This window comes from Roseovarius pelagicus, assembly GCF_025639885.1.
Taxonomy (GTDB): domain Bacteria; phylum Pseudomonadota; class Alphaproteobacteria; order Rhodobacterales; family Rhodobacteraceae; genus Roseovarius; species Roseovarius pelagicus.
The window spans coordinates 3019452-3043804 of record NZ_CP106738.1 but is presented as its reverse complement, the minus strand read 5'-3'; the positions used below and the strand labels follow the sequence as shown (position 1 = coordinate 3043804).

General features: G+C 57.7%; 24 protein-coding genes, 1 tRNA gene and 2 pseudogenes. 8 read left to right on the top strand and 19 right to left on the bottom strand.

The features are described 5' to 3' along the window. Positions 1–8 precede the first annotated feature (8 nt). Genes N7U68_RS16065 through N7U68_RS16055 form a run of 3 tightly spaced genes read right to left on the bottom strand, consistent with a single transcriptional unit; the run spans position 9 to position 1920 of the window. Positions 9–482, bottom strand: a complete 474-nt coding sequence (locus N7U68_RS16065) for a DUF2948 family protein (RefSeq protein WP_263047465.1) — start codon at positions 480–482, stop codon at positions 9–11. Further along, complete coding sequence (gene murA, locus N7U68_RS16060) at positions 479–1747, bottom strand: UDP-N-acetylglucosamine 1-carboxyvinyltransferase (RefSeq protein ID WP_165193943.1); 1269 nt, start codon at positions 1745–1747, stop codon at positions 479–481. Before murA ends, N7U68_RS16065 begins: the two co-directional genes overlap by 4 nt. A gap of 5 nt (positions 1748–1752) precedes the next feature. Beyond that, entirely contained in the window at positions 1753–1920 is a 168-nt protein-coding gene (locus tag N7U68_RS16055; protein ID WP_263047464.1) for a hypothetical protein, read from the bottom strand. 86 nt (positions 1921–2006) lie between these two features. Between N7U68_RS16055 and N7U68_RS16050 the strand changes: the two genes are divergently transcribed. The 3 genes from N7U68_RS16050 to N7U68_RS16040 all read left to right on the top strand — a co-directional run bounded on the left by N7U68_RS16050 (position 2007) and on the right by N7U68_RS16040 (position 4767). After that, positions 2007–2081: transfer RNA gene (locus N7U68_RS16050), tRNA-Thr, on the top strand. A 422-nt stretch (positions 2082–2503) separates the two neighbouring features. After that, on the top strand, positions 2504–3694 hold the full coding sequence (locus N7U68_RS16045; RefSeq protein WP_263047463.1) for an acyl-CoA dehydrogenase family protein: 1191 nt from the start codon (positions 2504–2506) through the stop codon (positions 3692–3694). Between the two features lie 2 nt (positions 3695–3696). Further along, positions 3697–4767 (top strand): phosphotransferase family protein, encoded by a 1071-nt coding sequence (locus tag N7U68_RS16040; RefSeq protein ID WP_263047462.1) that lies wholly within the window; start codon positions 3697–3699, stop codon positions 4765–4767. A gap of 42 nt (positions 4768–4809) precedes the next feature. Here the strand turns inward: N7U68_RS16040 and N7U68_RS16035 are convergent, their stop codons facing one another. From N7U68_RS16035 to N7U68_RS15995, 8 genes are all read right to left on the bottom strand, one after another. Next, positions 4810–5634, bottom strand: coding sequence for an alpha/beta fold hydrolase (locus tag N7U68_RS16035; RefSeq protein WP_263047461.1), 825 nt, complete (start codon positions 5632–5634; stop codon positions 4810–4812). 175 nt (positions 5635–5809) lie between these two features. After that, a complete protein-coding gene (locus N7U68_RS16030; RefSeq protein ID WP_263047460.1) occupies positions 5810–7411 on the bottom strand; it encodes a PHA/PHB synthase family protein in 1602 nt (533 codons plus the stop codon). A gap of 32 nt (positions 7412–7443) precedes the next feature. After that, positions 7444–8589 carry an acyl-CoA dehydrogenase family protein gene (locus N7U68_RS16025; RefSeq protein ID WP_165193955.1) on the bottom strand — a complete coding sequence of 382 codons (1146 nt, stop codon included), beginning with the start codon at positions 8587–8589 and terminating at the stop codon, positions 7444–7446. A 34-nt stretch (positions 8590–8623) separates the two neighbouring features. Next, a complete protein-coding gene (lpdA, locus tag N7U68_RS16020) occupies positions 8624–10069 on the bottom strand; it encodes a dihydrolipoyl dehydrogenase (protein ID WP_263047459.1) in 1446 nt (481 codons plus the stop codon). 2 nt (positions 10070–10071) lie between these two features. After that, a complete protein-coding gene (locus tag N7U68_RS16015) occupies positions 10072–11754 on the bottom strand; it encodes a 2-oxo acid dehydrogenase subunit E2 (protein WP_308446147.1) in 1683 nt (560 codons plus the stop codon). Beyond that, a complete protein-coding gene (locus N7U68_RS16005) occupies positions 11755–12768 on the bottom strand; it encodes an alpha-ketoacid dehydrogenase subunit beta (protein ID WP_263047458.1) in 1014 nt (337 codons plus the stop codon). Between the two features lies 1 nt (position 12769). After that, positions 12770–14002, bottom strand: a complete 1233-nt coding sequence (locus N7U68_RS16000; protein WP_263049174.1) for a 3-methyl-2-oxobutanoate dehydrogenase (2-methylpropanoyl-transferring) subunit alpha — start codon at positions 14000–14002, stop codon at positions 12770–12772. A 318-nt stretch (positions 14003–14320) separates the two neighbouring features. Then, positions 14321–14791, bottom strand: a complete 471-nt coding sequence (locus tag N7U68_RS15995) for an Lrp/AsnC family transcriptional regulator (protein WP_241188235.1) — start codon at positions 14789–14791, stop codon at positions 14321–14323. 205 nt (positions 14792–14996) lie between these two features. On the opposite strand from N7U68_RS15995, the gene N7U68_RS15990 reads away from it, so the two are divergent. Further along, complete coding sequence (locus N7U68_RS15990) at positions 14997–16061, top strand: Glu/Leu/Phe/Val family dehydrogenase (RefSeq protein ID WP_263047457.1); 1065 nt, start codon at positions 14997–14999, stop codon at positions 16059–16061. Between the two features lie 25 nt (positions 16062–16086). On the opposite strand, the gene N7U68_RS15985 is transcribed toward N7U68_RS15990, so the two are convergent. The 6 genes and pseudogenes from N7U68_RS15985 to N7U68_RS21080 form a co-directional block, all read right to left on the bottom strand. Beyond that, positions 16087–17382: an aspartate aminotransferase family protein gene (locus tag N7U68_RS15985; protein ID WP_263047456.1), complete on the bottom strand. Its 1296-nt coding sequence runs from the start codon at positions 17380–17382 to the stop codon at positions 16087–16089. A gap of 3 nt (positions 17383–17385) precedes the next feature. Beyond that, positions 17386–17604: pseudogene (locus tag N7U68_RS15980) on the bottom strand (enolase C-terminal domain-like protein); the annotation flags it as partial. Between the two features lie 200 nt (positions 17605–17804). Then, a pseudogene (locus tag N7U68_RS15975) lies at positions 17805–18122 on the bottom strand (mandelate racemase/muconate lactonizing enzyme family protein); the annotation flags it as partial. Further along, positions 18119–19201: an alcohol dehydrogenase family protein gene (locus tag N7U68_RS15970; protein ID WP_263047455.1), complete on the bottom strand. Its 1083-nt coding sequence runs from the start codon at positions 19199–19201 to the stop codon at positions 18119–18121. The pseudogene N7U68_RS15975 and the gene N7U68_RS15970, both read right to left, overlap by 4 nt. Beyond that, the gene (locus N7U68_RS15965; protein WP_308446146.1) at positions 19198–19635 is read right to left on the bottom strand and encodes a glycine cleavage T C-terminal barrel domain-containing protein; all 438 of its coding nucleotides are present in this window, start codon (positions 19633–19635) and stop codon (positions 19198–19200) included. The genes N7U68_RS15970 and N7U68_RS15965 overlap by 4 nt, the downstream gene beginning before the upstream one ends. A 5-nt stretch (positions 19636–19640) precedes the next feature. After that, on the bottom strand, positions 19641–19742 hold the full coding sequence (locus N7U68_RS21080) for a hypothetical protein (RefSeq protein WP_373322933.1): 102 nt from the start codon (positions 19740–19742) through the stop codon (positions 19641–19643). Between the two features lie 100 nt (positions 19743–19842). On the opposite strand from N7U68_RS21080, the gene N7U68_RS15960 reads away from it, so the two are divergent. Together N7U68_RS15960 and N7U68_RS15955 are read left to right on the top strand one after the other, a co-directional pair. Beyond that, on the top strand, positions 19843–20412 hold the full coding sequence (locus N7U68_RS15960) for a MurR/RpiR family transcriptional regulator (RefSeq protein WP_308446186.1): 570 nt from the start codon (positions 19843–19845) through the stop codon (positions 20410–20412). 57 nt (positions 20413–20469) lie between these two features. After that, a complete protein-coding gene (locus N7U68_RS15955; RefSeq protein ID WP_308446145.1) occupies positions 20470–20865 on the top strand; it encodes an SRPBCC family protein in 396 nt (131 codons plus the stop codon). Here N7U68_RS15955 and N7U68_RS15950 read toward each other — a convergent pair. Together N7U68_RS15950 and N7U68_RS15945 are read right to left on the bottom strand one after the other, a co-directional pair. Further along, positions 20862–21491 (bottom strand): cysteine hydrolase family protein, encoded by a 630-nt coding sequence (locus N7U68_RS15950; protein ID WP_263047454.1) that lies wholly within the window; start codon positions 21489–21491, stop codon positions 20862–20864. The genes N7U68_RS15955 and N7U68_RS15950 overlap by 4 nt on opposite strands. A gap of 75 nt (positions 21492–21566) precedes the next feature. After that, positions 21567–21752: a nuclear transport factor 2 family protein gene (locus N7U68_RS15945; RefSeq protein ID WP_263047453.1), complete on the bottom strand. Its 186-nt coding sequence runs from the start codon at positions 21750–21752 to the stop codon at positions 21567–21569. A gap of 130 nt (positions 21753–21882) precedes the next feature. On the opposite strand from N7U68_RS15945, the gene N7U68_RS15940 reads away from it, so the two are divergent. Both N7U68_RS15940 and N7U68_RS15935 read left to right on the top strand, forming a co-directional pair. After that, complete coding sequence (locus N7U68_RS15940; protein WP_263047452.1) at positions 21883–22236, top strand: hypothetical protein; 354 nt, start codon at positions 21883–21885, stop codon at positions 22234–22236. 64 nt (positions 22237–22300) lie between these two features. Next, entirely contained in the window at positions 22301–24274 is a 1974-nt protein-coding gene (locus tag N7U68_RS15935) for a RiPP maturation radical SAM C-methyltransferase (protein WP_263047451.1), read from the top strand. The last annotated feature ends 79 nt before the right edge of the window (positions 24275–24353 follow it).

Sequence of the window (24353 nt, the reverse complement as noted above, 5' to 3'; positions counted from 1 at the left end):
GGAAAGGGTCACTCGGGGTGGCTCGGTGCCTTCTTAGATGGCGCGCGGTAGGGGCGCGTGACATCTTTCAGCGTCACTTCCAACGCCTCGATCTCCAATCGGATCGCACCATCACCGGCCAGCGTCAGCAGGACATGCCCCGCGCCCTCTTCTCCCGGCTCGAACGTGACCGACAGCAGCGACAGGATCATGTCCGCATCACCCCGGTCGATACCTTGGCTCGCCACGCCTAGCACATTGTCCACGACCAGCAACGATTGCACGCGCTCGGCCTCGTGGCGTTCTCGTCCTGCATCCTCCCAGCGGAATCGATTGACCAACAGTGCAAAGCGCCGCGCACCCGGACGCCACGACATCTCGGTGATGGGAAAGACGGCATCCTGCGTCAGGCTCGACAGTATTTGCAGATCCTCAGGGTCAAAAGCGCCCAGATTAAGTGGCGCCTCGCGCCCATCCTCGAATGTCGCATCGCGTTCGGTCATTGGCCTTTTACCCGCTCTATCTTGGCACCGACATTGCCCAGCTTCTCTTCGACCCGCTCATAACCACGATCCAGATGATAGACACGGTTCACCATCGTCTCGCCCTCCGCCGCCAATCCGGCGAGGATCAACGAAACACTGGCCCGCAAATCAGTCGCCATGACTGGCGCGCCCTTCAGCCGTTCAACCCCCGTGACCGTGGCATGACCACCATGCACGTCGATCTTGGCCCCCATGCGCATCAGTTCGGGCGCATGCATGAACCGGTTCTCGAAAATCTTCTCCTCCAGAACGGACGTCCCTTCGGCGGTACACATCAAAGCCATAAACTGCGCCTGCAAATCAGTGGGAAAACCGGGGAACGGCTCTGTCGCCACATCAACCGCGCGAATGCGACCATTCTTGCGTGCGACCTTCAGCCCGGTAGGCGTTTCCTCGACGCTGATCCCTGCGGCATCCAGCTTTTCACAAAACGCGCCGACCAGATCAATCCTCCCGCCAAGGCATTCTACCTCGCCGCCACAGATCGCCGGGGCCAGCATATATGTGCCCAGCTCGATCCGGTCCGTGACGACCGGATGCGTCGCACCATGCAGCCGCTCGACCCCCTGAATGGTGATCGTGTCGGTGCCATCACCGTCGATCTGCGCGCCCATCTTGCGCAGACAATCCGCCAGATCGACGATTTCCGGCTCGCGCGCGGCCTGATTCAGAACCGTCGTTCCCTTGGCCAGCGTTGCCGCCATCAGCGCGTTTTCCGTCGCCCCCACGCTCACGAACGGGAAATCGACCACACCGCCCCTTAACCCGCCGGGCGCGCGCGCATGCACATAACCGTCGCGCAGCTCCAGCTCAGCGCCCATCGCCTCCAGCGCCTTCAGGTGCAGATCGACCGGGCGTGCGCCAATGGCGCAGCCACCGGGCAATGAAACCTGAGCCTGCCCAAACCGCGCCAGCAACGGCCCCAGTACAAGGATCGACGCCCGCATCTTGCGCACAATGTCATAATCGGCGCGCTGGCTGGTCAAATCATGGCTCGACATCGCCAGAACCTGACCGCCCTGCAGCGCCTGCACTTCGGCCCCGAGCGACGCCAACAGTGCAGTCATGGTGCGTATGTCGCTCAATCGTGGCGCGTTAGTCAGCGTCAGCGGCTCATCGCTCAAGAGCGTTGCAGGCATCAGCGTGAGACATGCATTCTTGGCCCCCGCGATCGGGATTGTCCCGCTCAGAGGGCCATTGCCTGTCACCAAAATCGAATCCATCTGCGCTACCCTTTGTCCTGCTCTTTTTTGTCACCCGCATTGGTGCTGTCTACGCTGCGCGCCCGGCTCTGGGCCTTGCGCCGTGCCAGATTGGCCTTCAGCGCGCGGCTCAGCCTGTCCTCGCGCGCATTGCCTATCTGGCCGGGCTTTTTCGGGGCGTCCTTGCGGGTCATGGCACTTCTCTACATGAGGTGTCCGGAGGGGTCCAGATTAGGCTTGCGCCAAGGTCGAGAAGCGTCTAATTCACCCGCCACAGCGTGCTGCTGTAGCTCAGAGGTAGAGCACTCCCTTGGTAAGGGAGAGGTCGAGAGTTCGATTCTCTCCAGCAGCACCATTTCTACGGAAATCCCGATAGTTTCCTAAGCGCCTGATAGGGAATTACTATTTCGGATTTCAACACATCCCATCCTGACCAAATCGAAATGGTGACGAAAACACCCTTTACGCATCGGTTTTGGCAGGAGAGATATTTGTTTCCCCTATAATACAATAACTTGCTGGGATTTCGGGTATTGTGGCGAAAGCTTCGAACAAAATCGCGTAGTTTTTGTATCTTATGCGATCGTGCGACAAGAACTGATTGAGGCAGTGAACCCATTGTCGCGCCGGATCGGTCATTGGTAGAAACACAGAGGGGAGATACGCGATGAGGACTGAAGCGCAAACTGCTATCGTCGACGCGGACAACATGCGCGACAATCCGATGCTGAACGGTCAAACGCACCGCTTGGATGACACAATACGAATGGCCCCGAGATGAACCTTTTTCTGAATGAAACAGATCTATCTGAACGCACGCAAGAAATCGCAATCAGGGTAGAGACCTTTGTCCGCAAGACAGTCACACTCTACGAGAATGACCCGCGCCTCGATTCGCACGGACCCTCTGACGAACTTTCGCTCGAGCTAAAGAACCTCGCCCGCAAGGCTGGTGTATTGACCCCGCATATCCTGCCGGACGGCAGCCACCTGACACATCGCGAAACCGCCGCTATCTTGATCCGAACTGGCCTGTCACCGCTGGGACCGCTGGCCTGCAACACTGCGGCGCCGGACGAAGGTAACATGTATCTGCTGGGCAAGATTGCCTCGCCTGAGATCAGGGAACGCTTCCTTGATCCGATTGTAAAAGGCGAAAAACGGTCGGCATTCTTTATGACCGAACCGGCAGAGGATGGCGGCGCGGGTTCAGACCCGTCGATGATGCTGACCACCTGCGCGCCGGACGGGAACCATTGGGTCATCAACGGTCAAAAGGCCTATATCACCGGTGCCGAAGGGGCGGGCGTCGGTATCGTTATGGCCAAATCCGATGATGGTGCCTGCATGTTCATCGTCGACCTGCCCGACCCCGCGATCAGGATCGACCGTATCCTCGACACGATCGACAGCTCGATGCCCGGCGGCCACGCCATTGTCACCATCGACAATCTGCGCGTATCGGCTGACCAGATGTTGGGGCAAAGCGGCGAAGGGTTTCAATACGCGCAGATCCGTCTGGCCCCTGCGCGCCTGACGCATTGCATGCGCTGGCTGGGCGCCTGTATCCGCGCGAATGAGATTGCCACCAACTATGCCAACAAGCGTTCGGCATTCGGTCGGCTTCTGATCGATCACGAAGGCGTCGGGTTCATGCTCGCCGAGAACCTCATTGACCTGAAACAGGCCGAACTGATGATTAACTGGTGCGCGGATATCCTCGACTCCGGCGATCCCGGCGGGGCACAAAGCTCGATGGCCAAGATCGCAGTCAGCGAGGCGCTGATGCGCGTGGCCGATCGCTGCGTGCAATGCATGGGGGGGCAAGGTGTGACAGCAGACACGATTGTTGCGCAGGTGTTTCGCGAGGTGCGCGCCTTTCGCATTTATGATGGTCCTACCGAAGTGCATAAATGGTCATTGGCGAAGAAGATCAAACGCCATTGGAAGACGAGTCAGGAGATGTGACCATGCCCGATGCGGTATCCGATGCAGCGAACCAAGGTACCATGGACGTACGCGACGGGTTTGCCCTCGATACTGCGGCGCTGACGCGCTGGATGCAGCAGAATGTAGACGGGTTCGAGGGACCGATTGACCTCTTGCAGTTCAAAGGCGGTCAGTCGAACCCGACCTACAAGATCGTTACGCCAAGCGCCTCCTATGTTCTGCGCCGCAAGCCGCTCGGCCACTTGGCAAAAGGTGCGCATGCCGTCGATCGCGAAGCCAGAATACTTTCTGCGCTGGGTCCGGCAGGTTTTCCAGTGGCCAAGCTGCATGGCCTCTGCACTGATGATGCCGTACTGGGCAGCTGGTTTTACGTCATGAGTATGGTCGAAGGTCGTATCTTCTGGGATGCAACATTCAACGCCGTTCCGGTGACGGACCGCAGGACGTATTTCTCGGCGATGAACACGACGATAGCAAACTTGCACTGTCTGGATCCCTGCGCCGTCGGCCTTGGGGGCTTTGGCCACCATGGTAACTACTTCGAGCGTCAGATCGGGCGCTGGACCAAAAGCTATGATATGGACAAGGACGCAGGCCGAGATGCCGACATGGACGCGTTGATCGAATGGTTGCCAGACGCGATACCACAGGGCGACGAAGTGTCGATCGTGCATGGTGATTTTCGCTGTGACAATCTGATTTTCCACCCACATGAGCCACGAATTCTGGCTGTGCTCGACTGGGAGTTGTCGACGCTGGGCCATCCGCTCGCGGATTTTGCCTATCATTCGATGATGTACAGGATGCCGCCCGACATCGTGGCAGGGCTGGGTGGGGCGAACCCAGCCGAGTTAGGCCTGCCAACCGAAGCAGAATATATCGCAGAATATTGCAAGAATACCGGTCGTGGCGATATCCCGAACTACGATTTCTATATCGCCTTCAACTTCTTTCGGCTTGCGGCAATTTTTCATGGGATCAAGGGCCGGGTCGCTCGCGGGTCGGCAGCCTCACTTCATGCAGAGGCGCGGGTGGCAGCCTATCCCCGTCTGGTCAAACTGGCGCTGGATGCCGCAGAAGCGTGCAAATGACCGCTGGCGCACCGCAACTGGCAGAACAGTTTCAGCACAGCGCTAGCCGTCCAGAAATTCTGTGATCATGCCGCCGACTTGTGCGCGGCGAGAATACATCAGCAGGTGCCCGGCATTATAGACCTTGAAGTCGGCCCGCGGCAGCAACGTCGCCAACAGCATCTGGTTGGCAATCGGAATAAGTGTATCCAGCGCGCCGCCGATGATCTGCGTCGGTGTGGTCAGACTGCCAAGCCACGGGATGCTTGTCCATGAACACATCGCCTGTACCTGCGCACTGTACCCCTGATATGTCGGACGAATGGCATGTTTGGAGTATTCCCGAAACAACTTGGGGTGCATGATCGCCTCGCCGCCATACATAAAGGGGCCGACAACATTACCATAGGCCTTGTTCAGATAACGCATCGGGAACATGATTTCGCTCAGCGCGATAGGTGAACCCCACCAACTGCCCAGCCCTCCCGCCGAGGTGATCGCCAGCACCAGCTTGCGCACACGATCCGGTAAATCATGGCTGATCTGCTGGGCCACAGCACCGCCCCATGAAATGCCCAGTATATCGAATTCGGCAACGTCCAGCTTATCCAGTAGCCTGCGCAGCATGACGGCATGTTGCGGGATTGTCGTCACATCATCGGGAACCGTGGATTCACCGACGCCCGCTGCGTCATAGGCAATGATCGGGCGACCGGGGAACTCATGCATCAACGGGTACAGGATTTCAACCGACTGCCCCAGACCGTTGCAGATGACCAGCGGCACCCCCGTACAGTCCAGCCCCGCGCGATAGACCCGCAAGGTCACATCCCCGATAGGCAACAATTGGTATTGACCGTTTTTCGGCGCCTCATGGGTATCTTGCACGTAATAGGCCTCCGAACGTCGGGTCTGCGTCGCGTCTATGGGCTAGCTTATCCGTCCTGAGGCACGTCTTCTAGCACATAAGTTCCGGGCGCCGGGGCCAGTTCCGGATGGCTCTTGTTACCCAGCGCACGCGGTGCGTTGCGCTGATCCGCGCCGCTCGTCTGCTCCAGCCATGCTAGCCAATGCGGCCACCAGCTTCCCTCAGTGCGCTCTGCTGATGCCTGCCATGTATCCGCATCGCCCGAACGATCCCCCCCGACAGGAAACTGCGGCGGTTTCGGTCCGGATGGTTGATGACCGTTCCGGAAACGTGCCCGCCCGTGGTCAGGATAAATTCGGTCACGTTCGGCAATAGCCCGGTCGATGAATACGAGGTTTTCCACGGGACGATATGATCGCCCGTCGCGGCGACAAAGCAGCAGGGCACGTCGATATTGGCGCAATCGACAGGTTGATCCAACAGGGTCAGTGCGCCCGGTTCTTTCAGTTTGTTGGCCTGATACATCTCGTCGACAAAAAATGAATACCACGGGGCCGGCATGTTCGAAGTGTCAGCATTCCAGTACAGGATATCAGAGGGCGGTGGAGTCTGGCCCTTCAGGTAATTGCCGACCACGAAACCCCAGATGCTTTCGTTCACATGCAACATCGCCATCGCCCGTGCAATATCGCGCCCCGGGGCCACACCCGCCGTGGCAAGCCGCTGCTTGTAGGCTTGGTTCTGCGCCGGATCAATGAACACCTCGACTTCGCCGGGGTCGCTGAAGTCCAGCAGCGACGAAAGGAACGTGGCCGATCCGACCAGCGATTTCTGCGCCTTTGGCATCACGGCCAATGCCGCCAGCAACAAAGTGCCGCCATTGCACCATGACAGAAGGTCGATCTGTTTGGTCCCGGCGATGTCGGCGGTCGCATCCATCGCGGTCATCACGCCTTTGGTGATGTAATCGTTCCAGTCATAGTCCCGCGTTTCGTCCCCGGCATTGCGCCACGAGATGACAAAAACCGAATTCCCCTGCTCCAGCAGATATCGCACCATCGACTTTCTTTCGTTGATGTCGAAGATGTAAAATTTGTTCACGCAGGGCGGCACGATCAGAATCGGGGTCGTCCGCACCTTGGTCGTGGTCGGTGTGTACTGGATCAACTCGATCAATTCGTTGCGATAGACGACGGCACCCGGGGTCGTGGCCAGATTCTCGCCCAGCGCAAAAGTGGTTTCGTCGGTGGTGGTGATATAACCTTTTTCAAGGTCGGCCAGCATGTTGCGAACCCCGTCGACCAGACTTTGACCATTGGTGTCCTTGGCCAGCTTCATCACCTCCGGGTTGGTCAACGCAAAATTGGAGGGCGACAGCCCGTCAGCGGTAACACGCGCGTAAAAGCTCAGCTTGCGCTGCTCGTGATCGGGCAGGCCAGCCTTGTCAGCGATATCCACCATCGCTTTGGCGGCCAGCTCATAGGACTGGCGCAACAGGGGAAACGCCCCCACGTTCCACGCCTCATCGCCAAAGCGGCGGTCCTTACTAGGCTCCGCAACCGCATCGCCACGCAAACCGGACAGCCAGAGGTTGGTCATGTCGGACTGATAGCTGGACCATGCGTCGACCCACGCACCCCACGCATCGACATTTGGCACCATCATCATCTGCGCAGCATCGGACCAGGCCTTGGCGAAATCGGCCAGTTCGCCCTGTTCCATCCCCTTGAAAACCGGGTGCGACCGGGTCGCCTCGAGCATCGTTTCGGACAGTTTTTTCAGGATATCCTGATCCATCGGTCTTCTCCTTTTCCTCGATATGTTCCCGCTCAGCCGCGCTCGGCCAGCAATTGCCGCGAAACAATCAGGTGCATGATCTCATTGGTGCCCTCAAGGATCTGATGCACCCGTAGATCACGTACCAGTTTTTCCATGCCGTAATCGGCCAGATAGCCATAGCCACCATGCAGTTGTAGCGCATCATTGGCGACCTGAAAGGCCGCGTCAGTCACAAATGTCTTGGCCATTGCGCAGTATTTCGTGGCATCGGGGGTCTTGTGGTCCAGCTTCCATGCGGCCTGCCGCAGGAATACGCGGGCCGATTGCAGCTTGATCTCCATCGCCGCCAGCCGGAATTGCAGCGCCTGAAACTGATCGATCGTCTTGCCGAATGCCTTGCGCTCACCCGTGTAGTCCAGCGCCGCCTTTAGCGCCGCCTGCGCCCCGCCCAAAGCGCTGGCCGCGATGTTCAGCCGTCCACCGTCCAACCCGGCCATCGCATAGGTGAACCCCCGGCCCTCTTCGCCCACCAGATTGGCAGCTGGGATCACACAATCGTCGAACTGTACCTGCGCGGTCGGCTGTGCTTTCCAGCCCATCTTGCGCTCCAACGCGCCAAAGCTGAGGCCCTTGGTGCCTGCCTCGATCAACACTGCCGAAATGCCGCGCGGTCCGGCATCCCCCGTGCGAACCATCGTCAGGTATACGTCCGAGTAACTGCCGCCGGATATAAACGCCTTTGTGCCGTTCAGCTTGTAGCCGTCATTCGTACGCTCAGCCCGCGTGCGCAGCGCGGCGGCGTCTGACCCCGATCCCGGTTCTGTCAGACAATAAGAGAACACCTTATCCATGCTGCACAGCTTCGGCAGCCATTCTGCCTTAGTCTCTTCCGACCCGAACTTGTCGATCATGCCACCGCACATGTTGTGAATCGACAGCATCGACGCAACCGCCGGGCAGGCCATGCTGAGCGCCTCGAACACCAATGTCGCATCCAGCCGGGTTAGACCGGAACCACCGTGTTCTTCTGAGACATAAACACCACCCAGCCCCAATTCCGCGACGCGAGGCCACAGGTCCTTGGGGATGGTACCCTGCTCTTCCCACTCCAGAGCAAAGGGCGCAATATGCTGCTGCCCGAATTCATACGCCATCTCGAAAATGGCATTCTGTTCTTCTGTTGGTGCAAAATCCATGACGTCCGCCTTTCGGTCCGTTCAGATGGTGGTGTCAGATGTGAATGGCATGCCCCAGCGCCTTTAGCGCGGCTTCCTGAAAGCCTTCGCTTTGCGTCGGATGGGCATGAATCGTACCTGCAATGTCTTCCAGTCGCGCACCCATTTCGATGGCCAGCGCGAACACCGCCGCCAGTTCTGAAATACCGCCCCCCGTCGCCTGAATACCGAGGATCACATGATCACTGGCGCGGGCGACGACGCGGATGAAACCGCTTTCATTCTCCATCGTCATGGCACGCCCATTGGCGGCAAAGGGAAACTTGCCGATCATGATCTCGCGATTCAGTACCGTGTCCTCCTCGGGCGTGAAGCCCGGTGACACGATGTCATGCCCCAGCGCGCGTGCCTGATCCGGCGACAGACCTACGGTGACAATCTCGGGATCGGTGAAACACACGGCCGGGATACACTGCTTGTCCCATGCGTGCGGTCCGCCCGCCACGATTTCTGCGGTCATCTCGCCCTGCGCAATTGCACGATGCGCCAGCATCGGCTCTCCGGTCACGTCACCGATGGCATAAACGTCGCGCATTGAGGTCTGGCACCGGTCGTCGATACTGATGAACGGGCCGTTCATCTTCAGCGCCAGTTCCTCTAGGCCGCAATCCTCTGTGCGCGCCTTGCGCCCGACAGCGACCATAACCTTATCAAAGGGCAGTTCAGAGGTTTCGCCACCGTCCAGCGTAACCCGCAGTTTGTCTTTCTTACCGTTCAGACCTTCGGCCTTGGCGTTCAGCATCACGGTAACGCCCAGCGCGGCAAGCCGATCAGCCACGGGTTTGGTCAATTCGCTGTCATATTGCGGCAGGATGCGCGCAGCAAACTCGACCACCGTCACCTCTGCGCCCAGCTTGGCCATTGCGGTGCCGATCTCCAGCCCGATATAGCCGCCGCCGACCACGATCAGCCGTTTGGGCACCGATGTCAGCGCCAGCGCCCCCGTCGAAGAAATGACGTCTCCGCCAAACGGCAGCGCGGGGATCTCGAACGGCACGGACCCGGTTGCGATCACGACTTTCTCCGCATGGATCAGTTGCTCGCCCAGATCTGTCTTGACGATCACCGATTTTCCATCGCGGAACCGCGCGTGGCCAACGATTGCGCGCACCTTGGCACGCTTCAGCAAGGCACCAACGCCACCATTCAGCCGCGCGACGATGCCATCCTTCCACGCGATTGTTTTAGCGAGGTCGATTTCGGGCTTTTGCACCGAAATTCCCAGCACGTTATCGCCGTTGAATTGGGTGGCGTGAGAAAACTCCTCAGCCGCGTGAATCAGCGCCTTGGATGGGATGCAGCCAACGTTCAGACAAGTGCCGCCATGCGCCTTGCCCTCGACGATGATGGTGTCGACACCTAGTTGGCCTGCACGAATGGCGCAGACATAGCCGCCGGGGCCGGAGCCGATCACCAGCAATTTGCAATTCAGTTCTTCCATGATCAATCCTCCAGCAGCAGCAGGGCGGGCGCTTCGAGCAGCGACTTGAGTTTCTGGACAAAGACCGCCGCATCCCAGCCGTCGATGACACGATGATCAAAGCTGCAAGAGATGTTCATCTTCTTGCGCGGCACAAAGCCCGCGCCGTCCCAATGCGGGCGCACTTCCATCTTGTTGATGCCGACAATCGCCACCTCCGGGTAATTGATGATCGGCGTTGTCGCCAGCGCGCCAAGTGGGCCCAGCGACGTGATGGTTATGGTCGAGCCGCTCAACTCGTCCGCCTTGGCCTTGCCATCGCGGGCGGCAGTTGCCAGACGACCCAGCTCTGTGGCGCTGTCCCACAGGTTCATGGCCTCGGCATGGCGCACGACCGGGACGATCAGGCCACCGGGCGTCTGGGTCGCGATCCCCACATGCACACCCTCATATTTGCGAAAGATGCTGTGATCATCCTCGAAATGCGCATTCAGGTTTGGTTGCTCAGCCACCGCATCAACAATGGCACGGATGACAAAGGGGAGCACGGTCAGCTTACCCCGGCTGTCTGCCCGCGCCTTATTCAACTGGCCGCGCAGATCCTCCAGATCGGTGACATCCACTTCCTCGACGATGGTGATATGCGGGATACGCGATTTCGACAGCGCCATGCGCTCGGCGATCTTGCGACGCAGACCGATCACCTTTTCCTCGGTCTCGCCAGTGCGCTGCGGGCGTTTCGCAACGCCAGTCGCCGCGACCTGCCCGCCGGTCTGGTGGAAATGGGTCAGATCCTCGTGAGTGATCCGTCCCGCAGGTCCGCTGCCCGTCACCCGGCGCAGATCGACCCCCAGATCACGCGCACGCATGCGCACAGATGGGGTCGTCAGGGGTTTCTCGCCCTCTGCCCGGCGTTGTGTCGGCGCAGCCGCGGGTGCCTTGGGCTTGGCTTTCGGCGCTGGTGCCGCAGGCTTGGCCTTGGTTACGGGCGCTGTGGATTGGGTTGGAGCCGCAGATGCGGGGGCAGCGGATGCCAGTTTCTTGGCAACAGCATCAACCGTCGTGTTGCCCGCACCGTCTACCTCCAACAGCAGCAGCGTCCCGCCGATGGCCAGCGTATCGCCCACGCTCCCGCCCAGATAGAGCACCTTGCCAGAAACATTCGATGGAATCTCGACTGCTGCCTTCTCCGTCATCACCTCGGCGATGATGTCGTCTTCCTGAACCTGCGCGCCAATGGCCACGCTCCACCCTGTCAGTTCGGCCTCAGCGATCCCCTCGCCCACATCCGGCACCTTGATTTCATGCAATCCCTTGCCATCCCCGATCAAGAGATCAAGCAACGGCGCGGCGTCAGACTGTGCTGGCTCCGGCACTGGCGCAGGGTCCTGTTCAGGGGCATTTTCGGCTGGCTTCGCGGCGGACGCGTCGACGTCTGCCGCCGTTTCGGCGGTGTTGCCCGCGCCCTCGACTTCCAGTCGGATCAGGTCGGCACCGATGGACAGGACATCCCCCGCGTCCCCTCCCAGCCAGACGACCTTGCCCGACACGGAGGACGGGATTTCGACCGCAGCCTTGTCGGTCATCACATCAGTCAGGATATCGTCCTCCTTGACGATATCGCCGATTGCGACACGCCAGACGCCCAATTCCGCCTCTGCGATGCCTTCGCCGACATCGGGCAGCTTGATGGTGTACAGTCCCATTTACGCCTCCATCAAATTTTTCATGTTGCGCCCAACCCGATCAGGTCCCGGAAAATACGCCCATTCCTGTGCATGCGGATAGGGCGTGTCCCATCCCGCGACCCGCAACACGGGTGCCTCAAGGTGATAGAAACACTCAGCCTGAACCTGCGCGGCCAGTTCCGCGCCAAAGCCCGAGGTCAACGTCGCCTCGTGCAGCACGATGCAGCGCCCGGTTTTCTGGACCGATGTCATTACAGTTTCGGTGTCCAGCGGGATCAATGTGCGCAGATCAATCACCTCGGCGTTGATGCCTGTGGCCTCGACGGCGGCCATGGCCACATGAACCATGGTGCCATAGGTCACGATGGTCATGTCTTGCCCCTCGCGCGCCACGGCGGCCTTGCCCAACGGGATCTCGTAATACCCCGGATCAACCTCGCCCATGGGGTGTTTCTTCCACGGCTGCACGGGCCGGTCGTGATAGCCGTCGAACGGGCCGTTATACAGCCGCTTGGGTTCGAGAAAAATCACCGGATCGGGGTCCGCGATTGCCGACAGCAGCAGCCCCTTGGCGTCCTGCGGATTCGACGGGATCACCGTTTTCAAGCCCGAAACATGGGTAAACAGTGCCTCAGGGCTCTGGCTGTGGGTCTGTCCGCCCCAGATACCGCCGCCGGTGGGCATACGCACCACCATCGGGCAAGTAAACTCGCCCCCCGAACGATAGCGCAGGCGCGCGGCCTCAGACACGATCTGGTCATAGGCCGGATACATATAGTCGGCGAATTGCACCTCGACGACAGGTTTCAGGCCATAGGCCGCCATGCCGACGCCAGCACCGACAATCCCCAACTCGCTGATCGGCGCATCAAAGCAACGCGAGGCACCGTATTTCTGTTGCAGCCCGGCGGTGCAGCGAAACACGCCACCAAAGTAACCGACGTCCTCGCCGAACACGACGACATTCTCATCGCGCTCCATTGCTAGGTCATGGGCGTTTTGAATCGCCCCGATCATCGTCATCTGTGTCATGTCAGTACCCCACTTCGTGACGCTGCCGCACCAGATGCGCCGGCATTTCGGCATAGACATCCTCGAACATGTCACGCGGCGATGGCGCATGACCGGAATTGAGCGTGCCGATGGCCTCGGCGCGTTTCTGGCATTCAATCACCATATCGGTGATCTCGGCTTCGGCCTGCTTGTGACGATCGTCGGACCACAGCCCCTTGTTGATCAGATATGTCTTGATCCGGTCGATCGGATCACCCAGCGGCCAGGCTTCGCTTTCCGCTTTCGGACGATAAGCGCTGGGATCATCCGAAGTGGAATGCCCGCCAGCTCGGTATGTCACATGCTCGATCAGGGTCGGGCCCAGATTGCGCCGCGCGCGCTCGGTCGCCCATTTGGCGGCAGCATGGACCGCCAGATAATCGTTTCCATCCACCCGCAACGACGGAATGCCGAACCCGTGACCACGCGCTGCAAAGGTATGTGATCCACCCCGCGCCAGCCCTTGAAACGTGGAAATGGCCCACTGGTTATTAACAACATTCAGCACAACCGGGGCTGCGTAGGTCGATGCGAACACCAATGCGGCGTGAAAATCGCTCTCCGAGGTTGAACCGTCTCCGATCCAGCTGGTCGCGATCTTGGTATCGCCCTTGATCGCCGATGCCATGCTCCAGCCCACAGCCTGAATGTACTGGGTGGCAAGGTTACCCGAAATGGTAAAGAACCCGTGTTCCTTTGACGAATACATGACCGGCAACTGCCGCCCATGCAGCGGGTCAGCCTCGTTAGAGAACACCTGACACATCATGGTTTCCAGCGGATAGTCCGAGGCGATCAGCAACCCGGCCTGACGATAGGTGGGAAAGTTCATATCGCCTTTGCTCAAGGCCCGTTGAAACGCACAGCTCACCGCCTCTTCGCCCAGATGCTGCATGTAAAACGATGTTTTGCCCTGACGCTGTGCAGTCATCATCCGGTTGTCAAAGATGCGCAGGGTCATCATGTCCCGCAACCCGCGGGCCACCTCTTCGTCGGTCAGACTGTCGGCCCAGTCGCCAACCGCGTTCCCCTCGTCATCCAGTACGCGAATGATGGTAAAGGCCAGATCGCGCATCGCGTCGGGCTGTTCATCAACCGGCGGCCGCCGAACTGATCCGGCAGCAGGCACATCAATGCTGGAAAAATCCGGTGTATCTCCGGGTCGGCAGGCAGGCTGCGGTACGTTGAGGGAAAGCGCGGGCGTGTCGGTCATTGCGTCCTCGATCTCGTCTGGGGTGGCAGAAATCGGAACCGGCAGAGCAAAGAGCCGATCCGTGGCGCGGCAAACTGGCACGCGCCAGTGAACCCCGCAGTCGTGGCTATCAAGCAAAGCGTAGACCATCGTTCCCTTCCCTTCCAGTCGTGCGCCCAGCAGATTCGCAGCGCACTGTCGTTGCCAAAGTAATATTGGTCGTCGCGTCGAATTTCTGCTCGTTCTTCGCGGCGATCAGACCATATAGCCAAATAATTTTTTGACTTCTTCCGCCAAATCAGAACAGGATTTTGTGCACTCAGAAAGTTAGCTGACGCGCTATAGCGTATCTGGCACAAACCCGGTTTCAGATTTGAAGCACTTCAAAGAGAACGAGGACCTTGAATTGCGAATGCCTTTGATCCGATAGAGCTTCTGATTCAGGAAGTTTTCATAACCACGGGTCCCATCGACAGCGACCTTGATGAAACAATCGAATTCGCCTGACGTCAGGTGAACCTCCAGCACTTCGGGTATCTTGCTAAGCTCATCACAAAGCTGAGCAATGCGGGACACTTCATCGCGAGCCGCCGCAATTTCGACCAACACAATATCCGAATACCCAAGCAGTTCGTGGTTGATGACCGCATTGTAACCCATGATATAGCCATCACGCTGCAGACGCTGTACGCGCTGCCAACACTGGCTGGTGGATAACGCCACGATCTCGGATAACCGCGTGTTCGGAATATTACCTTCTTTTTGCAGCGTGCGAAGGATTCGAATATCTGTCTGGTCCAACTGTTTCACGAATTTTCTTTCGATATTTCCAGCTTTGACAAATCCAGATTTTGAATCTGGACATGATGAAGTTATATTCAAACACTCATTCTGGCAATACGCCGGTAAAACCCCGAATGTCAGGTTCGATGCTGCCGTCAGGTCAATTGCATATGATTACGTGCGCGACCGGGTCCAGTTCGAACCCAACCGACATTTACATGAGGGTCATCACATGAACCACGCCGCCGTCGCACATAGCCTGACAATCCGCGACCTAACACCCGGCAAAGGGTATGAAAGACTGGTCGAGGCAAAGGACGACAAAACCGGGCTGCACGCGCTGGTCTCCATCCACTCGCTGAAACGCGGGCCTGCTGCGGGTGGTTGCCGGATGTTCAACTATGCCAAGATCGAAGATGCGATTTATGATGTCGAACGTTTGTCAAAGGGCATGACCTACAAGAATGCTGCTGCTGAACTGCCGTTAGGTGGTGGAAAATCGGTCATCATCGGCAATCCGAAAACCCTCAAGACGCCCGAACTGATGCGCGCCTTTGGTGCCTTCATCGAATATCTGGCCGGCGATTACTACACCGCCGAGGATGTCGGCGTGTCGACGCAGGATATGGCATATATCTCTGAAACCACGTCATATGTCGCCGGTCTGGACGGTGGTGAATTTGCCAGCGGCGATCCGTCGCCGGTCACGGCGCGCGGGGTGTTCCTCTGCCTGAAGCAGACGCTTAAGCGCGGTCTGGGTTCGGACGACCTGACAGACAAAACCATTGCAATTCAAGGTCTGGGCCATGTCGGCATGAGTCTGGCAGGAATGTTGCACGATGCGGGTGCCAAACTGATTGTCAGCGACATCAATGATGACGCCGTGCGCATCGCGCAGGCTGACTTTGGCGCCACCGTGGTTTCACCCGATGAAATCCTGCATCAGCAGGCGGACGTTTTCGCGCCCTGCGCGATGGGTGGTGCGCTGACTGCAGATGCGATTGACGTGCTCAAGGCCCGTTACGTTGTCGGCGCTGCGAACAACCAACTGGCCGATGACACTTGCGGCCAGCGGTTGCAGGACAAAGGCATACTTTATGCGCCCGATTACATCGTGAACGGCGGCGGCATCGTGAACGTAGCGATGGAAATTCTAAAGATCTCTGATCCCTCTTATCGCGAAAGCCGCATCTCGGGGCTGGCCACGACACTGGAGCAGGTCTTTGAACGTGCGGCAGAAACCGGCCAGCCGCCGCATATGGTTGCGGACGAACTGATCGGCACCCGGCTGCGGTAAATTCGGCCCCGGATCAAACCCCGGCCTAATCAGGCCGGGCACTGCCTCCATCAGTCAACGCCAGCACTGCGGCCTCCACGGCATTTTTTGTCAGTTCGAAATCCTGATCGGTCAGCGCCAGTGACGGGTAGAGCTTGCCGGGTGACTTGAAGACACCATGGCGGCGTAGGCTGGTGTTATAGCGGGTATTCATCTGGGGATCCGCGTGCTTGGCCGTTCGGTAGTCTCGGCACGCCGCATCCGTAAAATACAGGTCAAACAGGGTTTCGTCCCCGCATATACGATGCGCTATGCCCGCGTGGCCAAGCGCATCTGACTGCATCTTTTGCAGAGTCGCGCCATGTGCACGCAACGTGTCATAGGTCCCCGCACGCCGCAGAACCTCCATCGTTTTCAGGCCCGCCGCCGCCGCAACTGGATTGCCCGAAAGCGTCCCCAGTTGCATCAACCACTTGTCGTCACCGATCGCATCCTTGTCGAAATGCCGCATGATCTCTGCACTGGCACCCAGAGCCGCAAGGGGAAAGCCGCCGCCGATGATTTTGCCCAAGGTGCAAATATCCGGCACCACGCCGTACTTTTCCTGTGCGCCTCCATAGGCGAGGCGGAACCCGGTCACGATTTCATCAAAGATCAACAGCACCCCATGCCTGTCACAAAGATCGCGCAGCCCTTGCAGAAATCCGGGCGTTGCCGGGATGATGCGTTGCAGCGGCTCCACGATGATCGCCGCAATGTCCGGGGTTTCGGACATCAGGGTGGCGACGGCCTCCAGATCGTTGAACGGCGCAATAACCATCTGATCCGCCACGTCCTGCGGGATGCCTGCACTGTCGGGCACCGCTTGCGGGAAATTCACCTGCTTTGCCGGAGCAAGACTCATCTGCGCCTCGGCGCTCATGCCGTGGTATCCACCTTCGAATTTCAGGATCTTATCGCGTCCTGTATAGGCGCGGGCCAGCCGGATCGCATACATGTCAGCCTCGCCGCCCGATGCCACGAAACGCACCTGCTCGCAGCAGGGCACCGCCTCACATATGGCCTCAGCCAGTTCGATCCCCTTGGTATTATTAGCAAAAAACGTCATTCCCTTCGGGAGTTGCTCCAGAACCGCTTCCATCACCTCCGGGTGACCGTGACCCAGCAGCATCGGACCGGAACCGATCAGATAATCCACATATTCATTGCCATCTTCGTCCCAGACGCGGCTGCCTTGACCCTTTGCGATGATAATGCCGGGGTCGAAATTGCCAAACCCGCCTGCGGGCAGAACGGCCTGCGCGCGCATCATCCACTCGGCTTGGGTGTTTAGTTTTTGCATGTGTCAGGCCATTTCAAGAATAGGAGGTCCAAGAATATCTAGATCGGGCATCACGCCCAGCCCGGCACCTTCGGGCGGAGCAATACGGCCGTTGTGGCGCGTCGGTGCAACCGGGCACAGCCGAGGCGCGACGTAAGACGCGAGATCGCAAGTGTTGAGCAATGCGCCCTGCGGGGTCGAGGCCGCGAAATGTAACGCCGCCGCGGTAACAATGTCAGAACCCCACGTACATTCTGCACAGACCTCTGCACCGAGTGCGCGACATAGCCGCGCTGGCGATACCGCTCGATCACACTGCGCGTTTCTTCAATGGTTTTTGCGCCAACCGAGGATGCAATGGGCCGGGGCGTGCGCGATCCGCCGCCCATCATGTCCGCAATCGGCCGGCCCGCCGCCTGCCCAGCGATGTCCCAGCACGCCATATCGATAGGTGACTTGGCATACAGATGTCCGGGCAAAGCCAAATCCATCGCGCGCTCTACCTCCAGAACGCGGCGAGGATCCAGACCGATCAAAAACGGCACCATCGTCTCCAGTCCCGCGCGGATGCCCGGACCATGCGCCGGCACATAGGTATGCCCCCATGGCGTGCCCTCGCCCCATCCGGTTAGCCCCGCGTCCGTCTCCACCTTGACCAGCATGGCGTCCAGTACTTCAAACTTCAGCCGCCCGCCGGACAGCCAATAGGGATGCTCCAGCGGCAGATCGACATGGTAGACGGTGATACGCGTGATCTTCATGGCGTCACCACAATATTGCCCGTGTGTTTTTTCGCGATAAATGCCGCCTGCGCCTCGCGCAGTTGATCCAACGGATAAGTCGCGGCCAGTGCCGGTTTGACATCCCCTGCCTCAATGTAGCGAACAAGATTGTTGGTGACCTCGGGATCAATCACCGTGGATCCGGTGAATGTCAGGTCGCGCAGATAGAATGTCCGCAGGTCCAAATCCACCATCGGCCCGGCAATCGCGCCCGAGCAGGTATAGCGTCCACCGCGTTCCAGAATGTCGATCAATGTCGGCCAATACGGACCACCGACAACATCGGCGACAACGGTAATCCTGTCCTCGCCCAATGCAGCGCGCAGATCGTCCGGCGCGCGCGCCAATACCCGGTCCGCGCCGAGAGATGTCACATCCGAATGCTTGGCCTCAGAGGCCAAAGCGATGACCCGTGCGCCGCGCCGTTTGGCCAATTGCACCAACGCGCCGCCAACACCGCCCGATGCGCCGGGCACCAGAACCGTGTCCTTGGCTGTGACATTGGCGCGAGTCAGCATACCCTCGGCGGTAGAGTAAGAACATGAGAACGTCGCCAGTTCCGCGTCCGACAACTCTGATCGTATCGTGATCGCGTTGACAGAAGGCATGGTGGTGTATTCGGCAAATCCGCCATCACGCTCGGACCCGAAATAGCCCGTCTTGTTCTTATCTGTCGGATCGTCGGGATCGCGCAGCCAGTTATCCGTGATGATCCGCGCGCCGATGCGGGCGGGATCGACACCCGCCCCCACGCCGACAATCTCGCCGCAGACATCAGCCCCCTGAATGCGCGGGAAAGTGATCGGCGCCCCGCCCCAGGTGGGGTCATCCTCTCCCACCTCCTCGAACGCGCCGCCTGTGGTCGCATCGGTGACCGTCTTGGAATACCAGCCCGATCGCGTGTTCACGTCAGTGTTGTTCAGCCCGCAGGCGCGAACGCGCACCAGAACCTCTCCGGCGACCGGCTCAGGGCGCGGCCAGTCCGCGTGCAAAACCATCTGTTCCAGTCCGCCGTGGCCCATCGTGACCATAGCGCGCATCGTGTCTGGCAGGGTCATTGTGTCGCCTCCATGTTCAGTTCCATACGGGATAGTACGCTTTGCGGATCATAGGCCGGTTCGTCCAGCACAGATGCTGCCCGCGGCCGTCCCGCGACAATCACTTCCAGCACAGTGCCGGGCGTGGTGGCATGGGGTTTGATATGGGCAAACGCCAGAATCTTGCCGACCGTATGCCCATAAACCACCGATGCCGTCGACCCGACCACCGCACCATCCAAAAGCACCGCTTCGCCGCCGTGTCTATCCTCAATCCCGTCTGGCTCAATCTCAAGATAGGCGCAGACCCACGGCGGGTCATCCGCCCCGGCCAGCGTCTGTTCCTTGCCCTGATAATCCTTGGCGGTGCGCACGAACCGCATCACGTCCGCCTCTGGCAACGTCACCTCGTTGGTCAACGCGCCTGCCCCCTTGAACGCTTTTTCCATACGCATGACATTCATCGCGAAAGAACCGTAATCCGATATTCCATGCGCTTCCCCAGCAAGATTACATCAGTCCAGCCCTCATGCGCCAATTGGTAGGCAAGGCCGCACCCCATGACCCCGCTCCCAACGATGACAGCCCTAGCCTGGGTCGAAAACTGCTGCTCTGCCATGATGCGCCTGACGAGGAAAAATTCCTCAACAAGGCAATAAAACATATGTACCATCGTCAATCAGTATTGCGACAAATGTGTCATAAAAATCCTGAAGCGCTTCGCAGACGAACTGGCAGACCTCACCCTCCGAGCACGCAAGGCCGCGACCGACGTCTTGGAAAACCCCAGAGACGTGGGCGTTTCAACAGTGCGGGAAATCGCCGAGGCGGCGCGCGTCAAACCAAACACCGTGGTCCGCATGGCGCGACAAGTGGGCTTTGAGGGCTACGGCGACTTTCGCGAACCGTTTCGCGATGCCATCCGGCGCGGCGATGCGAATTTCCCCGATCGCGTTCGCTGGCTTCAGGATATTCGTAAATCCGGTGACCTTGGTGGGGTGTATGCCGATATGGTTCAGGGGGCCTTGCAGAATATCGAAGACAGCTTTGCTTTGATGTCTGCAGACCAATTCAAGAACGCAGCCGAGGCGATTTGGGCCTTGCGGAACGTCTGTACGCTGGGCGTGGACGTAAACAATGCCAGCGCGCGCAATTTCACATATCTAGCCTCTACCGGCATGACACAATTCCGCGCAATCCCCGCGCGGGCTCAAACCCGATGGATGATCTGACATGGGCTGACCACGGAGGACTGGTTCGCACAGGCACGGGCGCAGCTAGAGGAATGGGTGCCCAACTGGGCAGAGCTGAAGCCACTGGAATGGGTCGAAATCCCCGAGAACTGCAATTGGAAATTCTTGGTCAAGAATTACTCGGAATGCTATCATTGCTCGCTCAACCATCCGACGTTTTCCAACGGCGTGGTCAAACCCGAAACCTATGACATCCAATCCGGCTTTGACCATCAGAACGAATATTCCAGCTGGTTCCTGTGGCCCATGTTCAGTTTTCAGGTCTACCCCGGAAATTTACTGGACACCTATCACTGGCGCGCCGTGGACGCGAACCATGTGGTCGTCTGGCGCGCGTGGTATTCAGTAGGCGGTGAAGACAATGAAACCGTGCGCAAACTGGCGCAACACGAGTGCGCACGCCGTCTCGTCCTGTCAGGTCAATCGCCTTAGCAGTCCGAACCTTCCCTGAACGCGCTGAGGATCTCGGCACGGGAACGGCGCGCGCCAGTTTGCAGATATTCCATCGCTCTGAGCGCGGCATCATGTGCCTCGACCGATGAGCCGGCAACGCAATCCTCGACGACCCGGCAGAAATAGTCAGACTGGTGGGCGTCCACAAAGGTATAGTGGACGCAGACATCGGTCAGGCCACCACACAGGATAAGCGTTTCCGCTCGTAACCCGCGCAGCAGGATTTCCAAATCGGTCCCGAAGAAGGCCGAATATCTTCTCTTGGGAACGATATAGTCCCCGGCAACAAAACCCATCTCATCCTTCGCGACCTCGGTGCGCGGGTCACCGTCAAGACAATGTATATCCTCGTCACCGTCCAGTTCGCGCCCGAAGTCCACAAGATCAGAGCGGTGTATCTCCTGAACAAAGATCACGGGCACATCGTGCGCATGCGCGGCATCGACGAGAGCCCGCGCAGCCAGCATCCGGTCTTTGTAACCAGACATGTTGTCGATCGAGCGCACTGCGCTGTCGTCGATAAAGGTGCTCTTCTGGATGTCGATCACGATCAGGGCAGCTCTGCCCTCGATCATTGCCCGAACCTGCTTGTCAGCTTTCGCCATAGCCATATCTCCCTCGGTCGTGTCTCGGCATCCAGCCATACCATCTTAGCCACAAACAACATTCCGAACGTCTTCTCAGAACATGCCATTGGTGTTGGCGCTGGTCTCAGGCACTTCCTGAAGCGCATCCCAATGCTCGACAATCCTGCCCGCGTTGTCGAGTCGGAAGATTTCGGTGCCAGCGTATTCCAGACCGCCGGATAGTGCTGATCGGTCGCCTGCCGGGTCACGTCGCGAGTATAGAACCCCGGCGCTGACCATGGCGTGTCAAAGTTGCAAACGTCCAGAAGATATGTAAGAAAAGTCGCAGCAAGTATGTTGCAACACTTATAGAGTACCGGTCGAAACCGCGATGAAATCCGGGTTTGTCCATATTTTGAAGGAGTGTATTATGTCTGATTTTAAAGAACCTTCTGAGAAAAGCTCGAATCCAGATCGTCGCAAACTTCTAAGAATTGCCGCAAAGTTCAGCGCTGTAATGACAGCCGTTGGGATCACCAATGTCACGCTTTCCGACCTCGTGCACGCCGAGGAGACCGGTGCCCTTGAGGAATTGATTAATCACGCGATTACAACGGGTGATATGGACGAAGCAATTGCCATGTATGGTGAGAAAACAGACTTGGTACCAGAACAACTGGATATATTGAGAAGCTTGTCCGAGTCTGATCTCCAAGATTTACAGATTATTCGTGAAAAGCTTCAGCTCGGTGATAGCTACCAGTTCAGAACCCGCCGCGGCTGAGTGGAGCGTGTTGGCCAAGGTTGCCTGTCGCACGCCTAGGCGCTGAAAAAATTTGATTGACTTGATGAAAAACACGAACGTTGCTTTCGTAAACATGCCGCTGTCAACGACACAACAGCCGTCGTTGGGTTTAAGTTTGTTGAAGGCAGCGCTGCAAGAAGCCAGCATAGATTCTGATATTCATTACTTGAACATTTGGTATGCAGAGGTCGTGGGACTGGATATCCTTGCTAGGATTGAGGAGCTTCCGACTGCGCAGCTTGTTGGCGAATCTCTTTTTGTCGAGGCCCTTTGGGGGCAAGGCAACGTAGACCATGATGGTTACTTCGAAGATGTCCTGGGGGATCGGTCGCTTGACCATAGAAATCACGTCAATCGATTCTTGGCCAAGGAGATGGCAAATGATCTCCGGGATGCCAGGCACTGTGTTGAGGCGTTCCTTGATCGTTGCGTGAATGAAATAGACTGGGGGCAGTACAAACTTGTTGGCTTTACCTCCATGTTTCAGCAGCATTTCGCGTCATTAGCCCTCGCAAAACGACTGAAAGAAAGATGGCCCCACCTTCACATATCTTTTGGTGGCTCGAATTGCGAGGCGGCTATGGGAATAGCGCTTCTCCGACATTTCCCTTTCGTCGATTCCGTATGTACAGGAATGGGAGATCAGTTTTTTGCGAAGTTTTGCAAAGACGTCCTGAACGGTGCGCCACTCGCCAGCTACCCTAATATACATCACCGGGAACGACCGATTCCTTCGAGTGCCAGGAACGTATCCACCTCGAATATGGATAAAATACCTTTTCCAGACTTTAGCGACTTCTTTTTCCAGCGTGTCGAATCAACCCCGCTGGAGCAGGAGAAGATGTGCATAATGCTGGAAACGTCACGCGGGTGTTGGTGGGGGCAAAAGCATCACTGCACTTTTTGTGGCTTGAATGGCGATACTCTCAAATACTCCCATAAGTCAGCTGACAGAGCTCTTGCTGAGTTTACTGAAATCATGGCTCAATGGGGGCATTACACACGACAGATCGCTGTCGTGGACAATATTTTACCTATCGAATATCTGCGCACCTTCTTGCCCCAACTAAAAGAAGCGGGGCTCGGTATCGGCCTGTTCTACGAAACCAAGGCCAATCTTACAAAGGAACAGGTAAAACTCTATCGCGACGTAGGTTTGCGGTATATCCAACCGGGAATTGAGAGCCTCAATACAGATATTCTGAAAGGCCTGCGAAAAGGCGTTAGCGCCCTTCAAAATATCCAGTTGTTAAAGTGGTGTCGGGAATACGGGGTCAAGCCGGTTTGGAATTATCTGATCGGTATTCCTGGAGAGACAAAAGAAGATTATGCAAACCAACCGAGCATTATCAACGCGCTCCATCATCTTTCTTCCCCGACGATGGAATGGATCAGGATCGACAGATTTAGTCCGTATCACTCCAATCCCTCAGAGTTTGGGATTTCGAATCTTCGCCCTTTCAGTGCTTATCGGTATTTATACCCCGAGCTGAAAGAAGAGGACCTGCATAGCCTGTCATATTATTTCGTTGGCGATTTCAAAGGTAAAGAAGAGGCGAGAGAGTACGCTGACCGCGTCGAAGAAGCCATCGAGGCTTGGCAGAGGAATGAACCGTCAAGCGCCCTGTTCCATTTTGCGTCGGAAGATGCACTCATCATCTGCGATTTCCGATCAATTTCCGAAAATCCTGTGACGGTTCTGAGGGGTCCGCAGCGTTTGATATACGAAGAATGTGATAGCATCAAAAGTTATGAGAAAATCAAGACGATAGCATCCGAATTCTTAAACCGCGATGTTATGGATCAAGAGATTGACGACTGGCTAAAACCGCTTTTGGATCAATGTCTGATAATAGAAGATCACAAGAAATATGTAGCGCTTTCAGTCTCTTTGGAAAATGGGTATTTCCCGCCTGAGACACTTTGGTCTCGTATGGAACGCGTTCTCACCGATTATCCGTTCGTCTTTGATGAAACGGTAGATGTACCTATCGCCGCTGCTTCGGGCGTACGGTAGTTTTTTCTTAGCCGTCCCACTTCCCTCGCTACCGACAACAACACCGCCCTCGTCAGGGGCTGAATAGGACGGGTTTGCG

Excerpts from the sequence above, each read along its gene's own strand:
- N7U68_RS16065 (WP_263047465.1), bottom strand. The coding sequence starts at position 482 with ATGACCGAACGCGATGCGACATTCGAGGATGGGCGCGAGGCGCCACTT.
- murA (WP_165193943.1), bottom strand. The coding sequence starts at position 1,747 with ATGGATTCGATTTTGGTGACAGGCAATGGCCCTCTGAGCGGGACAATC.
- N7U68_RS16055 (WP_263047464.1), bottom strand. The coding sequence starts at position 1,920 with ATGACCCGCAAGGACGCCCCGAAAAAGCCCGGCCAGATAGGCAATGCG.
- N7U68_RS16045 (WP_263047463.1), top strand. The coding sequence starts at position 2,504 with ATGAACCTTTTTCTGAATGAAACAGATCTATCTGAACGCACGCAAGAA.
- N7U68_RS16040 (WP_263047462.1), top strand. The coding sequence starts at position 3,697 with ATGCCCGATGCGGTATCCGATGCAGCGAACCAAGGTACCATGGACGTA.
- N7U68_RS16030 (WP_263047460.1), bottom strand. The coding sequence starts at position 7,411 with ATGGATCAGGATATCCTGAAAAAACTGTCCGAAACGATGCTCGAGGCG.
- N7U68_RS16025 (WP_165193955.1), bottom strand. The coding sequence starts at position 8,589 with ATGGATTTTGCACCAACAGAAGAACAGAATGCCATTTTCGAGATGGCG.
- lpdA (WP_263047459.1), bottom strand. The coding sequence starts at position 10,069 with ATGGAAGAACTGAATTGCAAATTGCTGGTGATCGGCTCCGGCCCCGGC.
- N7U68_RS16015 (WP_308446147.1), bottom strand. The coding sequence starts at position 11,754 with ATGGGACTGTACACCATCAAGCTGCCCGATGTCGGCGAAGGCATCGCA.
- N7U68_RS16005 (WP_263047458.1), bottom strand. The coding sequence starts at position 12,768 with ATGACACAGATGACGATGATCGGGGCGATTCAAAACGCCCATGACCTA.
- N7U68_RS16000 (WP_263049174.1), bottom strand. The coding sequence starts at position 14,002 with ATGACCGACACGCCCGCGCTTTCCCTCAACGTACCGCAGCCTGCCTGC.
- N7U68_RS15990 (WP_263047457.1), top strand. The coding sequence starts at position 14,997 with ATGAACCACGCCGCCGTCGCACATAGCCTGACAATCCGCGACCTAACA.
- N7U68_RS15985 (WP_263047456.1), bottom strand. The coding sequence starts at position 17,382 with ATGCAAAAACTAAACACCCAAGCCGAGTGGATGATGCGCGCGCAGGCC.
- N7U68_RS15970 (WP_263047455.1), bottom strand. The coding sequence starts at position 19,201 with ATGACCCTGCCAGACACGATGCGCGCTATGGTCACGATGGGCCACGGC.
- N7U68_RS15965 (WP_308446146.1), bottom strand. The coding sequence starts at position 19,635 with ATGCGTATGGAAAAAGCGTTCAAGGGGGCAGGCGCGTTGACCAACGAG.
- N7U68_RS21080 (WP_373322933.1), bottom strand. The coding sequence starts at position 19,742 with ATGGGGTGCGGCCTTGCCTACCAATTGGCGCATGAGGGCTGGACTGAT.
- N7U68_RS15950 (WP_263047454.1), bottom strand. The coding sequence starts at position 21,491 with ATGGCGAAAGCTGACAAGCAGGTTCGGGCAATGATCGAGGGCAGAGCT.
- N7U68_RS15945 (WP_263047453.1), bottom strand. The coding sequence starts at position 21,752 with ATGGTCAGCGCCGGGGTTCTATACTCGCGACGTGACCCGGCAGGCGAC.
- N7U68_RS15940 (WP_263047452.1), top strand. The coding sequence starts at position 21,883 with ATGTCTGATTTTAAAGAACCTTCTGAGAAAAGCTCGAATCCAGATCGT.
- N7U68_RS15935 (WP_263047451.1), top strand. The coding sequence starts at position 22,301 with ATGAAAAACACGAACGTTGCTTTCGTAAACATGCCGCTGTCAACGACA.